Source organism: Streptomyces sp. NPDC045956, assembly GCF_056430705.1.
On record NZ_JBWKKZ010000007.1, the window covers coordinates 255,802 to 269,540 of the forward strand.

Sequence of the window (13,739 nt, forward strand, 5' to 3'; positions counted from 1 at the left end):
CATCCGCCGGTCCGGCGGCCCGGCGGCACGTCAGCCCATCCGCCGGTCCGCCCTCCTGCTACCCGTCAGCCCGTCAGCCCGTCAGCCGTACGAACCTCACCCGCCGGTCTCCCCGTCGCCGCCCCGGGTGCGGTGCGGGCCCAGTTCCCGCAGGGCGTCGCCGAGTGCGGCGGCGGTGAGTGCCGGTGCGGGCAGGGGGTGCGCGGCCGGCTCGGTGCGCAGCCCGGCGAGGAGCAGGGCGAGGGGGCGGCGCCAGGCGTCCGGGGCCGTCGCGGCGGTCAGGGCGGGGACGGCGCGGCCGAGGGCCGCGAGCGCGAACAGCACGTCCTCGGTGGTGACGTCGGGGCGGACGGTCCCCTCGTCGCGGCAGCGGGACAGCAGCGCGTCCACGGTCCTGCGGTTGTGCTCGTGCACGGCCTCCAGGCTGTCGACGCCCCGCAGCCTCGTGGTCATGAGGTCGTTGGTGCCGCGGTCGGCGGCCAGGGTGGCGAAGACGACCTCCAGGTAGGCGGTGAGGCCCGCCCACGCGTCCGGCGCCTTCCTGGCCCGCTCGCCGGCGTCCGTCGTGCCGGTCAGCGAGTCCCGGAACACGGCGTCCACGAGCGCGGCGCGGGTGGGGAAGTGGCGGTAGAGCGTCGCGTTGCCGACCCCCGCCCGGCGGGCGATCACGTCCAGCGGCGCGTCCAGCCCCTGCTCGGTGAACACCTCGTGGGCCGCCCCCAGCAGAAGCTCCCGGTTGCGCCGCGCGTCGCGTCGCTGCCGGGGAGCCCCGTCGTGTGCGCCGACGGCCATCCTCACGCTCCTGATCCGCTCGATCCACTGGTCCGGTGAACCGGGGACTGCTCCCCGCGCTCCGGGAGGCGATGCTATCGTCGGCCCCACAAACGGGGAGTGGTCCCCGTTTGAAGCGACGGGGAGGCCGCCCTCGCCGCCACCTCCCGCGACCCCCACCACTTTCCCGACCCCGACCGCTTCGACATCGGCCGCCGGGCCGCGGGCCACCTCGGTTTCGGGCACGGTCTCCACCACTGCCTCGGCGCCCCACTGGCCCGCGTCGAAGCCGCCGTCGCCGTACGGTCGCTCCTGCGGCGGCACCCCTCGCTCGCCCCGGCCACCGACCCGGCGACGCTCACCTGGCGCACGGGCACCCTGCTGCGGGGCCTGGCGGAGCTGCCGGTGCGCCTCGGCTGAGACGCACCGGCGGCCGGGATCAGGACGGGTCGCGGCCGGCGGGACCTGAGCACGGCGGAGCCTCGGGGAGCAATCGGGCATTCCTGGCGCTTTATCTCATTTGGGGGTACATAATCAGAACATGAGTACGGCAACGTATGAACTGCTGGCCGCGTCCTCGCACGCGGTGAACATGACGGTGGCCTTCATCGGCGGGCTGGTGATCGTGGGAGCGCTGATCTGGGCCGTACGCATGGGTCTGAGCGTCATGGAGCGAGAACCCGAACGCCCCCACGCCGACGAGCACGGCAAGCTCCCCGAGACCGGCGCCGTCCACGAGGAACGGGAGATGCGGGAGCCGGACGAGATCCCGCTGGCGGCCGACGGGAGCCCGCGGCTCATGCCGTACGAGCTCCACCACTCGGGCAGCCGCCGGGGCGAGGACCAGAACCGCCGACGCTGGCTGCCGGGGTCCAGCGGCGCCTTCGGCAGCGGCGGATCGGGGCACGTGTGAGCCGGGCCGGTGGCGCGGGACCGGACCGGGGGAAGGCGCGGGAGCCCGCGTAGGGTCGCGGGGACCCCCGTCCCCGCCGACCCCGAGGAGCCCCCACCGTGACGACCGACTCCGGCCGGCCGCCCGTCCCGGTGATCGTCGACTGCGACACCGGCATCGACGACGCCCTGGCCCTGCTGCTGGCGGTCCGCCACCCGGGGCTCGACCTGCGCGCGGTCACCTGCGTGGCCGGCAACACGGACGTGGCGGGAGTCGTCCGCAACACCCTGACCGTGCTGGAGCAGGCCGGCGCCCCCGACGTCCCCGTCGCCCGGGGCGCCGGACGGCCGCTGATCGAGGGCGTGCGCACCGCCCGGCACGTGCACGGGCACGACGGCATGGGCGACCTCGGGCTGCCCGCGCCGACGCGCGCCCCGGTCGACCTGGACGCGGTGAGCCTGCTGCGCCGGGAGATCCTCGCCTCCCCCCGGCCGGTGACGCTGATCCCCACCGCCCCGGCGACCAACATCGCGCTGCTGCTGCGCACCCACCCGGAGGTGACCGGCAACATCGAGCGGATCGTGTTCATGGGCGGCGCGGTGGCCACCGGGAACGCCACTCCGGTCGCCGAGTTCAACGTCTGGCACGACCCGGAGGCCGCCGCGATCCTGCTCACCGCCGGGGTGCCGATCACGATGTACGGGCTGGACGTGTTCCAGCGGGTGATCGTCCCGGGGCCGGACGTGCGCCGCCTGCGCGCGAGCGCCGAGCCCGGCACCCGGCTCGCCGGCGAGCTGCTCGCCCACCGCGGTCCGGCCACCGACGAGACGGACCCCGGGGGCGGGCTCGGCGACGCGGGCGCGGTGTGCGCGGTGATCGACCCGGAGGGACTGACCACCCACCGGCTGCCCGTCGAGGTGTCCCTCGCGCCGGGTCCGGCCCGCGGGCAGACCCTCGTCGACCGCCGCGTCCGCCCCGGCGAGTCCGAACTGCACGAGGGCACCCGCGAACAACCCCTGGTGGACGTGGCGTTGGACGTGGACGTGGCGCGGTACGTGGAGCTGTACCTGAGCGCTGTCGAACACAAGGACGAGTGACGAGCAGGGAGGCGCGCGGGAGACGGCGCGTCGCTCCTTCGCGCGGGTTCACTTTTCGGGTGATGTGGACAGACCTGTTCGTGTCGCCCGCACGCATCGCGAAGGAGACCGCGTGACCGTCCGCCCCACCACCAGCACGCCCGACCTGTCGTCCAAGGACCCCAACTGGTGGCGGCAGGCCGTCATCTACCAGGTCTACCCCCGCAGCTTCGCCGACGCCGACGGAGACGGGCTCGGCGACCTGCGCGGCATCACCCAGCGCCTGACCCACCTGGCCGCCCTGGGCGTCGACGCCCTGTGGCTCAGCCCGTTCTACCCCTCCGAACTCGCCGACGGGGGCTACGACGTCGACGACTACCGCGACGTCGACCCGCGCCTGGGCACCCTGGACGACTTCGACGCGATGGCCGCCGAGGCCCACCGGCTGGGCCTCAAGGTCATCGTCGACCTCGTCCCCAACCACACCTCGCACCGGCACGCCTGGTTCCGCGAGGCCCTGGACGCGGGCCCCGGCTCCGCCGCCCGCGACCGGTACGTCTTCCGGGACGGCCGCGGCGAGCACGGGGAGCTGCCGCCCACCGACTGGCAGTCCGTCTTCGGCGGCAGCGCCTGGAAGCGGGTGCCCGACGGGCAGTGGTACCTGCACCTGTTCACCCCCGAGCAGCCCGACCTGAACTGGGACAACGAGCAGATTCGCGCCGACTTCCGCACCACGCTGAAGTTCTGGTGCGACCGCGGGGTGGACGGCTTCCGCGTCGACGTGGCGCACGCGCTGGTCAAGGACCTGGCCGAGCCGCTGCGCGACCTCGGCTCCCCCGAGCTGAGCAGCGAGGCCGCGCTCGCGGAGTTCGCCCCGGGCACCCACCCGTTCTACGACCGCGACGACGTGCACGAGGTGTACCGGGACTGGCGCAAGATCCTGGACGCCTACACCCCGCCCCGGATGGCGGTGGCCGAGGCCTGGGTGCCCGGCGCCCGGCGCGCGCTGTACGCCCGTCCGGACGAGCTGGGGCAGGCCTTCAACTTCGAGTACCTCCAGGGCGGCTGGGACGCGGCCGAGCTGCGCGAGATCATCACCGGCTCGCTGGCCGACGCCCGCGCGGCCGGCGCCTCGGCGACCTGGGTGCTCTCCAACCACGACGTGGTCCGGCACGCCACCCGCCTGGTCCTGCCGCCCGGCACCGACACCGACGCCTGGCTGCTGTCCGGCGGCCACGCACCGGAGGCCGACCGGCGGGCCGGGCTGCGCCGGGGCCGCGCCGCCACGCTGCTGATGCTGGCGCTGCCCGGATCGGCGTACGTCTACCAGGGCGAGGAGCTGGGGCTGCCCGAGGTGGCCGACCTGCCCACCGAGGTGCTCCAGGACCCGATCTGGGAGCAGACCGGGCACGTCCGCAAGGGCCGCGACGGCTGCCGGGTGCCGCTGCCGTGGACGACCGGCGGACCGTCGTACGGCTTCGGCTCGGGCGGGGCGTGGCTGCCGCAGCCCCCGGACTTCGCGTCGTACGCCGTCCAGGCCCAGGACGGGGTGGAGGGCTCGACCCTGGAGCTGTACCGCACGGCGCTGCGCCTGCGCCGCAAGCTGCTCGACGGCGAGGAGCTGACCTGGGCGGACGACGTTCCGCCGGGGGTGCTGCAGTTCGACCGCACGGACACCTGGCGCTGCGTCACCAATCTTTCCGGTACGACGGTCGACCTGCCGGCCGGGGAGGTCCTGCTGAGCAGCGCGCCCCTGGACGGCGGCCGCCTGGGCCCGGACACGACGGTGTGGCTGGGCCGCTAGGCGCTCCCCCGGGCCCGGCCGCCCCCGCCTCACCCGGACGGCCCAGCACGCTGGTGGCGGGGCGGGGGCGGTGGTGCCGTGGAGGGTGCGACCGGTCCCGGAGGGCCGCTCGCCCGGCCCCCCAGGAGGCACGCCCATGCAGCACGCCGCCCGCCCCCCGCTCGCGTGCGCTCTCTCGGCGGCGCTGGCGCTGACGGCGGCCGCCTGCGCCGGCGGCGGGCGGCACGGGGACCGGCCGGCCGGCACCGCGCCGGCGGCCACGCGGTCCCCGGCCGCGCTCCCCTCGCCCTCCGTGCCGCCCGTGCTCACCCCGGGGCAGGCCCGGGAGGCCCTGATCACGGAGGCCGACCTGGGGGAGGCCTGGGAACCCACGCGGGGCGCCGCGACCTGGCGGGACGGGGTCCTCAAGGCCACCACCGAGCGGGCCGACTGCCGGCGGCTGCTGGACGTGCTCTACACCGAGGAGCTGTTCGGCTCCGCCACCGCCGCGCGGGCCGCGGCCGCCCTGGACGACCCGGTGGGCGGGGCCCAGCTGCACTACCGGATCACCTCCCACCGCGCGGCCGACATCGACCGGGCGCTGGCCTGGCTCGGGACGCTGCCGGACGCCTGCGGGCACTTCACGGCACGGCCCGCGCGGGGCGCCGCCCGGGACGTGCGGGTCACCTCCCTGCCCCTGCCGGAGCGGGGGGACGCCCGGCAGGGCCTGCGGGTGACGGTGCGCGTGCCGGCGGCGGACACCGGGGGCGCGGACGCCGCGGGTGCCGTGCTCACCGTGGACCTCGCCGCCGTGCGCGTCGGCGACGACGCCGTCAGCCTCACCAACGGCACCCTCGGCGCACCCGACGACGACGCCACCTGGACGGCCGCCGAGGTCGGGGCCCGGCGGCTGGCGGAGGTCCGGCGGCAGGGGCGGGCGCAGGTCTGAGCACCGCCGCTCCCGGGCGGCGGGTGCCGGGGGCGGGGGGCCGGGGGTTCCGCCCTAGCCGTCGGGGTCGAAGCGGTATCGGTGGGTGGTGATGTCCCGGGCCGCCTCGTATGCGCTGCGGCCCCGGGTGAACGCGTCGGCGCGCAGCCGGGCCAGGGCCTCGTCCGCGCCGACGCCCAGCCGGGCCATGATCATGCCGACGGCCCGGTACACCTCGTCGTGCTCGCCCGCCAGCTCGTCCAGCCAGGCGCCCTCCCCGCACGGCAGCGCCATCAGCGCCGCCGTCATGGCGCCGGCCACCAGGCGTGCCGTGGCCAGCTGCGGGCCGGTCAGCCCGCCGGGGGAGTCGCGGTACAGGTCGAGGGTGCCCAGGCACGCCGAGTCGCTGCCCAGCGGCAGCGCGTAGACCGCCCGGACGCCGACCGCCGTGGCCTGCTGCGCGTAGACGGGCCAGCGGCCGGCGTCGGCGCCGGCCGTCAGGTCACGGGCCAGCACCGGCGCGCCCGACTCGGCGGCGCTCACACACGGCCCGTCCCCCAGCGTGGTCTGGATCTCCGCCAGGTACGACGCCCGGTCGCCCGTGGCACACAGCCGCACCGGCACGCCCGCACTGCGCAACGACGCGCTGGCGCCGCTCACCGGCAGCAGCCCCAGCACCGCCTCGCACAGCCGGCCCGGCACCTCGCCGGGCGGGGCGCCCCGCACGTGTGCGGCGATCACCTCGGCGGCGCCCGAACCGTCCGGGGACCACCATGCTCCGTCACTGGGCCGCACACGCACCGCCTCCTTCGCCCGAAAGCGGCCGGAGACCCGGTTACCCCTGCGTGACCGGGCAAAACCGAGGCCCCGGCCCCGCTACAGGGGCGGCTGGGCGGGGGCCGGCCCGAGCGTGGTCGTGCCGGGTGCCGTGCGGTGCCCGAGGCCGGTGCGGTAGGCGTCGAGGGCCGCCTCGACCCGGCCGGTGCGCCGCAGCAGATCGCCCAGCAGCCGGCACAGGTCGGCCAGGTCGCCGGCGGCGCCCGCGCGCTCCAGCAGGCTGAGGGCGCGGACGTAGTGCTCCTCGGCCGCCTCGGTGTCCCGAGCGTCCTCGGCGATGATGCCGAGCAGCCGGTGCGCGCCCGCGGCGTGCACGGCGCCGCGTTCGGAGGAGAGGTCGTCCAGCACCCCGTGCAGCAGCGCGGCGGCCTCCTCGGACTTGCCGCGCCGGTGCAGTACGTCGGCCAGTTCGACGGCGACCTGGCTGCTGTAGAGGGCGGCGCGGGTGGCGGAGAGCATGCCGAGGGCCTCTCGCATCTCCTCCTCGGCGCGCGGGAGTTCGCCGTTCTGCGCGCAGACGTAGCCGCGCATCCAGTGGCAGTTGGCCAACTCGGTGCTCAGTTGCAGCGTGCGGTACAGCTCGGCGGCCTTGGCCAGCGAGGCGTCGGCCTCCTCCAGCCGGCCCTCGGCGAGCAGGGTGCGGGCGACGGAGCGGTGCATGCGGGCCACCAGCGCCGGGTCGCCGGCCCGCGGCGCGAGGGCGAGGGCCAGCTCGGCGGCCTGGGCGGCGCGCGCGTGCGCGCCCATGTCCATGTACGGGCCGATGGCACTGGCGTAGAGCAGCAGCAGCGCGTCGGGGTCGTGCAGGCCGCCGCGGTTCAGCTCGTCGAGGGTGGACTCCAGCAGGTAGACGGCGTACCGGAGTTCACCGGCGAGGTAGTGGGCGACGGCCCGTCCGCGCAGGGCGGGGACCCGGGCGGGCAGGGGGGCGCCCGCGTCGGTGAGGCACTCCTCGGCCCGTTCGAAGTACTGCCGGGCGCCGACCAGCTCACCGGTCTCCACCGCGCACTCGCCCAGTCCGAGCAGGGCGTCGGCCCGCTCCTCGGGCAGGGCGTACGCCTCGGCCTCGGCGAGCAGCTCGGCGTACTGCCCGGCCGCCTGCTCGGCGCCCCCGCCGGCGAGCGTGCGCCGCGCCTCGGTGAGCCTGAGCCGCAGCCCGGTGACGAGCCGCGCCGGACGCCCGGTGGCCAGCTCCTCGTAGCCGACGCCGAGCCGTTCGGCGAGGTGGCGCAGCGCGTCGTCCGAGGGGCGGACGCGGCCGGCCTCCAGGGTGGAGATGTACGCGGGGGTGTACGCCGGTTCCGCGAGCTGGCGCTGGGTCATCCCCCGCTCGGCCCGCAGCCGCTGCACGCGGCGTCCTATGGTCTCCCGGTCGTCGCGGTCCGCCATGCCAACTCCCCCTGCGGCTCTTGCCGTTCGACTCCGCCGGCTCTAGGTTAAACCGCGGATTAAGCGCGCTTGACCGCGCTCGGCAACATCCCGTACCACCCGCAGAGGACACCGTGCCCGATCGCACACGCACCGCCGGACGCTACGGCAGAGCCCTCGCCGCCGCCGTGGCCGCCATGGCCTGCCTGCTGCTGGCCGCGAACGCCGGACCGGCGGACAACGGGCGCCCGCCGGCCCCCGCGACGGAGCCGGGCACGGTCCCGGTGACGGACTCGCTGGTCACCGTCACCCGCTGAAGCCGGCGTGCCGGCCGGGCCGGTCTTCCGGGGCCGGGGGTCAGTCCGGCAGGGCCCGCCGCAGGGCCTTGGCCAGGCGCCGGGCCAGTTCCGCGTCGCCCGGCGGGTCGTCGGCGAAGAGGTCGTCCAGCGCGGTGGTGAAGGTCTGGGTGAAGGCGCCGTACAGCGGGGTGCGGGGGCGGTGGGCCGCCTCCTGGAGCGCCGGCAGCAGGACCTCTGACGCGTACTCGGGCCGTCCGGCCGCGTCCCGGGGGACGGTGTCGGCGCCCTCCCCGGTGGGGGCCGGCGAGGGGGTCGCGGCGCCCACCGCGCAGGTCACCGCGGAGTCCGTGTACGCCGAGACGCGCGTCGCCGCGAAACCGGCGTCCAGCAGGCAGCGTTCGCTCTCCTTGCCGGTCAGGAACCTGATCAGCTCGGTCGCCTTGTCCGCCCGCCGGGAGGTGGCGGCCACCGCGAGGTTCTGGCCGCCGAGCACGGCCCGGCCCGGCAGCGCGGTCACGCCGAGCCGTTCGCCGTGCCGGTCCTTCGGGAAGGTCTCGTGCAGGGCGGGATACACGTACGGCCAGTGCCGCAGGAAGGCGGTGCGGCCGGCGGCGAAGGCGCCGAGGGAGGCCGCCTCGTCGGAGCCGAAGGCGTCCGGCAGGACGGAGGCCGCCTCGGTGCGGCGGCGCAGCTCGGTGATGCCCTCGGTCAGCTCCTCGACGGTCGCGTCGTAGTGGCCGTCCTCGTCGGTGAGCGTGAAGTCGGGCACCGCCGACGCGAACGCCTCCATGGCGTTGACGGTGCGTCCCTCGTAGGCGGCGAGCTGGGTGGTCCAGCCCTTCTCGTAGCCGTCGGGCCGGTGCTCGTCGAGCGTGGTGATCAGCTTCTTCAGTTCCGGCCACGTCAGACCGGCTTCGAGGTCGGGGCGTTCGACGCCCGCCCGGCGCAGGTGGTCGCGCCGGTAGTAGAGCAGGCCGACGTCGCTGTTGAAGGGCGCGGCGTACACCTCGCCGTCCCAGCGGGCCGTGCCGGCCACGGGCGCGATCACGTCGTCGTCGAGCAGCGTCCCCGGCAGCGGGCTGATCAGGCGCGCCTCGGCGAACTCCGGGACCCAGGTGACGTCGAGGTTGACCACGTCGTAGGCGGCGCTGCCGGACTGGAGGGCGCCGAGCAGCTGGCTGCGCTGCTCGTCGGCGTTGCCGGGGAGTTCGACCAGCCGGGCGCGGTAACCGGTGCCGGCCTTGTCCTGCCCGGCGTTCCACACGTCGATGAGGCGCTGGCGGATGCCGTTCTTGCCGGTGACGTCCCGTCCGCTGGCGACCACGATGTCGCCGGGCACGTCGGCGGTGGGCGTGGCCGCGGGCCCGTTCCCCCCGCTCCCGACGCAGGCGGTCGGCAGGAGCAGGAGCAGCGGGGCCGCCAGGACCGCGAGGCGTCGTCCCGGTGCCCTGGGCAGCCGTCGTCGGAGCATCACGTCTCTCCCGTTCCGATGCGTGCCACCTCGTCGTGCAGGGCCGCGCCGAGGTCGTCGGCGGCGTCCAGGCATCGCCCGCCGCTCGCCCTGGAGATGAGGGCGTCCGGCTTCCCCTCGTCGCAGGCACCGCCCTTGAGGGAGACCATCGCGACCGGCGTCTCGCCCTCGCCGGCGAGGGCGAGGAGGCGCACGAAGCGGTCGCCGGAGGGGCGGCCCGCGTCCTCGTCGTCGGTGACGAAGACGATCAGGCCGGGCCGCTCGTCGTCGGCGCCCCACCGCTCCATGGCGCCGAGCGCGTCCCCGAGCGCCCCCACCGGGTCGGCCGCGGCGTCCCGGACCCGGGCCTCGCGGTCGACGGCGCGTTCGGCGTCCTCGCGGTTGTGCCGGTCGAGGGACAACAGCACGTCGTAGGCGTCCTCGCCCGTGCCCGAGACCGCCCACACGCCGTACTCGTCCTGGTCGCCGAGTCCGCCGAGGGACTGTTTCAGCAGGCCGGGGCCGCCGCTGGCGCCCTCCCACTGGCCGCTCATCGAGCCGGAGCTGTCGAGCAGGAACAGCACGCGGCCGGGGCCGCCCGCGCCCCGGTAGCCCGCCAGGGAGGCCTCCATCGCGTTCCGTCCGGCGGACTCGGTCAGCGGCGACGGTGCCCGCAGGACGGCGGCGGCCACCTCCTCGGTGTCCAGCAGGGCCCGGTCGCCGGTGGGCGCCCGGAAACCGTCCCGGGCGAGGGCGTCCCGGCCGCCCTCGCCGGTGAGCCACCGCCGGAAACCGTCCGCCGCCCGGTCCCGTTCGGCCTCGTCGCGGTCGGCGCCCTGCCAGCGGACGCGGACGAAGAGCGGCTCCAGGCCGGGCACGTCGCCGGGGTACTGCGCCATGCGCGGGGTGCGGCGGGCGCTGTCGCAGCCGACGCCGCTGCGCAGCAGGAACTCGGGGACGAGGGCCGCGGTGCGGTTGTCGACGGCGTCGTCGTCGGGCAGCGCGCACAGCAGCTCGGCGGCGGTCGGGGAGGGCGGCCCGGGCTGGGCCACCCGGGCCTCGGCGCGGCGGGCGTCGGGGGTGCCGGTGGCGCCGGCGCCCCGGTGCAGGCCGATCGTGGCGAGCAGCCCGGTGTCCGTGAACTCGGGGTCGGGGCGGCGCACCTCGGCGTCGTCGCGCCGGTCGCGCAGGTCGTCGATCATCCGGGTGAGCGGGAGTCCGGTGCGCTCCCCGAGCCGGTCGGCGGCGATGTCCTGCGGGACGGCGAGCACGATCGGGGAGTACGCGAAGGGCTCCTCGTCGGGGTCCAGGGCCGCCACGGCGTCGGTGTCCTGCCCCTCGGTGACGCGGGCGGCGTCGGCCGGGGAGCCGGGTATCCACACGTCGGGCTGCGGGCCGACGTCGCGCTGCGGGTTGGTGTCGTCGTCGGAGGGTTCGTGCCAGGCGCGGGTCTGCTTGAGCAGGGCGGTGACCGCGTCGGCGGCGCCCGCGCTGTAGACGGTGATGCCGCTCGAGCGGCAGCCGTCGGCGGTGTTCTCCTCCGAGGTCAGGTACGCCTCGGCGGCGGCCCGGACGGTCGGCTCCAGGTCCGGGTCGGTGAGCACGCGCAGCTCCAGGGGCGGGCGGCAGGCCGAGGGGGCACCGTCCGTGGCGGCGAGACGGTACGAGCCGATGCCGACGACGGTCAGGAACAGCAGCACCGCTGCCCCCGCGACCATCCGCCGCGCCAGGGCCCCGGAGTGCGGTCCGGCCTCGCCGAGACGCCGGAGCAGCCCGCCCACGGCCCCGGCCGCGACCTCGCCCACCACCCGCGGCACACCCGTCAGGCCGGTCCACGTCCGGCGGACGGCCACCGCCCACCACCGCGGCGCGGAGTCGGCGGTCCCGCCACCGCCCGGACCGCCCGGACCACCCGGGCCCGGCGCCTCAGTCGCCGCAATCGCCGCGGTCGCGCCCCCCGGTAACCCCGGGCCGGAAGGGCCTCCCCGCGGCGAGCGGGCCGCGAGGAGCACGTCCTCCCCCGGCTCGGTGCGGCTCTGGGGCTCCCAGGGATCGCCCCGCAGCGTCCGTCGGCCGCTCGCGGACATCCGGGCCCGCAGCGCGTCCACGAGATCGCCGAACCACACCTCGCCGTCGCGCTCCAGCAGCTCCGCCAGCTCGGCGGTGAACGGCGTCGGACTCCCCGGATCGCCCGCGTCGATGCGGTGGTTGGCCTGCACGCTCATCATCAGCAGCAGGCGCCGCTTGTCGCGGGGGTCCGGGCGGATCCAGGCGGCGTTGCCGGCGAAGCAGCAGTCCAGGACGATGACGATCCGCTGGGCGGGGCCGGCGGTCAGCATCGCCTGCGCGACGCTGAACAGCACCGCGCCCGGGAAGACCGCGTGCCCGCCCGCGACCACGCGCGCCTTGCGCATCTGGAGGAACAGCTCGTCGCCCGCGTTGGGGATCGCCCCGTGCCCGGCGAAGTACAGCAGCAGGAGGCCGTCGGCCTCCTTGGCGGCCTTCCACAACTCCTGGTCGAAGGTGCCCTGGTCGGGGGAGCGGCACACCGTGATCCCGCGCTCGCCGAACACGTCGCCGTGCCGCAGCGCCTCCTCCAGGCGGTTCAGGTTGTGCTTGACCGCGGGCAGGTCGCCGGGCACGCCGTCCGGTCCAGCCGTGTGGTCGTACTCGGACACTCCGACCAGCAGCGCCCGGTTCGCCTTCCCCCGAGGGTCGTAACCGGTCACCGGCGGCCTACCTGCCGTCGGGTCGCACCGGTTCGACGCTCGCCTCGGGCGGTTCGCCGTCCTCCACCTCGCGGCGGTTGGCCCGCCAGGCCTCCACGGACCGTCTGACCTGGTCCACCACCGACTGGAAGATCGCGCCCGCGGCGCCCCCCAGCACCGCCACGACGATGTCCATGCCGGTGCCCATCGGAGCGCCCGTCTCGTCGGCCCGGCTCCGTTCGTCGATGCGGAGCTGGTCGGTGCGGGCCAGGTCGGCGAGCGGTTTCTCGCGTTCCAGCCACTTGTGCAGTGCGCCGATGTCGCTCTCGCTCGCGGTCCCGTCCAGCCGGACGCGGATACCGTGCGTCGCCACTCCGTCCCCCTCAGCCATAACTCACCATCATGGCACCGCCGTTGCGCGCAGGGGAGGGTCTGTGCGCCGCTCTCGCCATGCGCACGCGGGCGTGCACACGGGCCGGGGGCCCGGGCCGCCGCGACACCGGGCCCGCACACGGGCCCGGGGCCGCCTCAGCCCTGTGTCTGGAGGCGGCTCAGCTCCCGCTGCACGTGGTCCAGCGCGCCCTCGCGCCGGCCGGGCACCCGGCCCCGCAGCACGGCGAGCGCCGCGCCCAGTTCCCGGGCGGGCGCCGCGTCGCGGATCTTCCCCCACTGATGGTGGGCCCGGTCCACGGCCGCCTCCACCGCGGGTGCCCCGGGCGGCTGTCCGGCGCCCAGCCGGGCCTCGGCCACCCTCAGCCAGGCACGGCAGCTGCGCACCGGGTCGCCCGCGAACATCGCCAGGTCCGCCCGGACCTCCGCCCAGTGCAGCGCGTCCGCGGAGGCGGGCCCGTGCGCGAGGGCGGCGGCGTGCTCGTGCCGGGCGGCGAGCGCGTCGGCGTCCGCGTGCCGCCCGGACCGCACGGCGTCGGCGATGACGGCGTGCGGATCGCCCGCCTCCGGCCCCGGCGCCGTCAGCACCAGGTCCGCACCGGGCGCCGCACCGCCGGCCGCGCTCTCGGCGGCCGTCCGGGCCAGTGCCTGCTGGTGCAACTGGTCCGGCGGCGGCCGGTGCCCGCTGCGCAGGATCGTCGCGACCGCACGCATGTACGAGGGGGTGCCCACCGTCCGCCGCGAGGGCGGCGGCGCGACCCGGCCGTAGACGGCGTTGTTGCGTCCACAGTCCAGCGGGCTGGTCCGCAGCCACTGCCAGGTCTCCTGGTCGGCGTGCAGGTCGAGCAGGAGCGTCGTCGCGCCGCTCGGCCGCAGCCGCAGTTCCTCGCGGATCCAGTGCCAGGGCAGGGCGGTGTAGCGGACGGTCGCCGGCGTCGTCCGGGCCAGCGCCAGGTGGGGCAGGCGCTGGCGCCGGTCCAGCTGGAGCTGCCCGGCGACGTACACCGTCAGCGGGCCGGGAGCCGCCGCCGCGGCGCGCAGCCGGGTGAGGACGGCCTGCGGCTCCAGCGGGTCGGCGAGTTCGACGACGTTCGCGGTGTCGGTGCCGGCGAGCACCGCGGGCGGCACGGCCGCGAGCACGGGGAGCACGGAGGCGGCGTCCACCAGGCATCCCCTGCCCACGGGCGAGGCCGCGAGCAGCAGCACGGTTCCGGGCATGTCCCTCCCCCTGTCGATC

The 13,739-nt window shown here is 76.4% G+C and carries 12 protein-coding genes and 1 pseudogene; 6 read left to right on the plus strand and 7 right to left on the minus strand.

Features of this window, described 5'->3' with window-relative positions; genetic code table 11:
• Positions 1-96: 96 nt before the first annotated feature.
• Complete coding sequence (locus AC07FV_RS20390) at positions 97-792, minus strand: TetR/AcrR family transcriptional regulator (RefSeq protein ID WP_479088791.1); 696 nt, start codon at positions 790-792, stop codon at positions 97-99.
• 129 nt (positions 793-921) lie between these two features.
• Here AC07FV_RS20390 and AC07FV_RS20395 point away from each other — a divergent pair.
• The 5 genes and pseudogenes from AC07FV_RS20395 to AC07FV_RS20415 form a co-directional block, all read left to right on the plus strand.
• A pseudogene (locus AC07FV_RS20395) lies at positions 922-1,191 on the plus strand (cytochrome P450); the annotation flags it as partial.
• A 121-nt stretch (positions 1,192-1,312) separates the two neighbouring features.
• On the plus strand, positions 1,313-1,684 hold the full coding sequence (locus AC07FV_RS20400; protein WP_391970860.1) for a DUF6479 family protein: 372 nt from the start codon (positions 1,313-1,315) through the stop codon (positions 1,682-1,684).
• A gap of 98 nt (positions 1,685-1,782) precedes the next feature.
• The gene (locus AC07FV_RS20405) at positions 1,783-2,760 is read left to right on the plus strand and encodes a nucleoside hydrolase (RefSeq protein WP_479088792.1); all 978 of its coding nucleotides are present in this window, start codon (positions 1,783-1,785) and stop codon (positions 2,758-2,760) included.
• Positions 2,761-2,872: 112 nt separating this feature from the next.
• Positions 2,873-4,543: a glycoside hydrolase family 13 protein gene (locus AC07FV_RS20410; RefSeq protein WP_479088793.1), complete on the plus strand. Its 1,671-nt coding sequence runs from the start codon at positions 2,873-2,875 to the stop codon at positions 4,541-4,543.
• A 136-nt stretch (positions 4,544-4,679) separates the two neighbouring features.
• Positions 4,680-5,471: a hypothetical protein gene (locus AC07FV_RS20415; RefSeq protein ID WP_479088794.1), complete on the plus strand. Its 792-nt coding sequence runs from the start codon at positions 4,680-4,682 to the stop codon at positions 5,469-5,471.
• A 54-nt stretch (positions 5,472-5,525) separates the two neighbouring features.
• On the opposite strand, the gene AC07FV_RS20420 is transcribed toward AC07FV_RS20415, so the two are convergent.
• Positions 5,526-6,245, minus strand: a complete 720-nt coding sequence (locus tag AC07FV_RS20420) for a GAF and ANTAR domain-containing protein (RefSeq protein WP_479088795.1) — start codon at positions 6,243-6,245, stop codon at positions 5,526-5,528.
• Positions 6,246-6,326: 81 nt separating this feature from the next.
• Positions 6,327-7,676, minus strand: coding sequence for a helix-turn-helix domain-containing protein (locus tag AC07FV_RS20425; RefSeq protein WP_479088796.1), 1,350 nt, complete (start codon positions 7,674-7,676; stop codon positions 6,327-6,329).
• Between the two features lie 113 nt (positions 7,677-7,789).
• On the opposite strand from AC07FV_RS20425, the gene AC07FV_RS20430 reads away from it, so the two are divergent.
• Positions 7,790-7,972 (plus strand): hypothetical protein, encoded by a 183-nt coding sequence (locus AC07FV_RS20430; RefSeq protein ID WP_479088797.1) that lies wholly within the window; start codon positions 7,790-7,792, stop codon positions 7,970-7,972.
• A 40-nt stretch (positions 7,973-8,012) separates the two neighbouring features.
• Here the strand turns inward: AC07FV_RS20430 and AC07FV_RS20435 are convergent, their stop codons facing one another.
• The 4 genes from AC07FV_RS20435 to AC07FV_RS20450 all read right to left on the minus strand — a co-directional run bounded on the left by AC07FV_RS20435 (position 8,013) and on the right by AC07FV_RS20450 (position 13,720).
• On the minus strand, positions 8,013-9,425 hold the full coding sequence (locus AC07FV_RS20435) for an extracellular solute-binding protein (protein WP_479088798.1): 1,413 nt from the start codon (positions 9,423-9,425) through the stop codon (positions 8,013-8,015).
• Positions 9,425-12,133 (minus strand): substrate-binding domain-containing protein, encoded by a 2,709-nt coding sequence (locus AC07FV_RS20440; RefSeq protein ID WP_479088799.1) that lies wholly within the window; start codon positions 12,131-12,133, stop codon positions 9,425-9,427. Before AC07FV_RS20440 ends, AC07FV_RS20435 begins: the two co-directional genes overlap by 1 nt.
• Before the next feature lie 7 nt (positions 12,134-12,140).
• Positions 12,141-12,503, minus strand: coding sequence for a hypothetical protein (locus tag AC07FV_RS20445; protein WP_479088800.1), 363 nt, complete (start codon positions 12,501-12,503; stop codon positions 12,141-12,143).
• A gap of 137 nt (positions 12,504-12,640) precedes the next feature.
• Positions 12,641-13,720, minus strand: a complete 1,080-nt coding sequence (locus tag AC07FV_RS20450) for a hypothetical protein (RefSeq protein WP_479088801.1) — start codon at positions 13,718-13,720, stop codon at positions 12,641-12,643.
• Between the last annotated feature and the right edge of the window lie 19 nt (positions 13,721-13,739).

What these genes read in the sequence shown, in the direction of transcription:
- AC07FV_RS20390 (WP_479088791.1), bottom strand. Translation starts at nt 792, where the DNA reads ATGGCCGTCGGCGCACACGACGGGGCTCCCCGGCAGCGACGCGACGCG.
- AC07FV_RS20400 (WP_391970860.1), top strand. Translation starts at nt 1,313, where the DNA reads ATGAGTACGGCAACGTATGAACTGCTGGCCGCGTCCTCGCACGCGGTG.
- AC07FV_RS20415 (WP_479088794.1), top strand. Translation starts at nt 4,680, where the DNA reads ATGCAGCACGCCGCCCGCCCCCCGCTCGCGTGCGCTCTCTCGGCGGCG.
- AC07FV_RS20425 (WP_479088796.1), bottom strand. Translation starts at nt 7,676, where the DNA reads ATGGCGGACCGCGACGACCGGGAGACCATAGGACGCCGCGTGCAGCGG.
- AC07FV_RS20435 (WP_479088798.1), bottom strand. Translation starts at nt 9,425, where the DNA reads ATGCTCCGACGACGGCTGCCCAGGGCACCGGGACGACGCCTCGCGGTC.
- AC07FV_RS20445 (WP_479088800.1), bottom strand. Translation starts at nt 12,503, where the DNA reads ATGGCTGAGGGGGACGGAGTGGCGACGCACGGTATCCGCGTCCGGCTG.
- AC07FV_RS20450 (WP_479088801.1), bottom strand. Translation starts at nt 13,720, where the DNA reads ATGCCCGGAACCGTGCTGCTGCTCGCGGCCTCGCCCGTGGGCAGGGGA.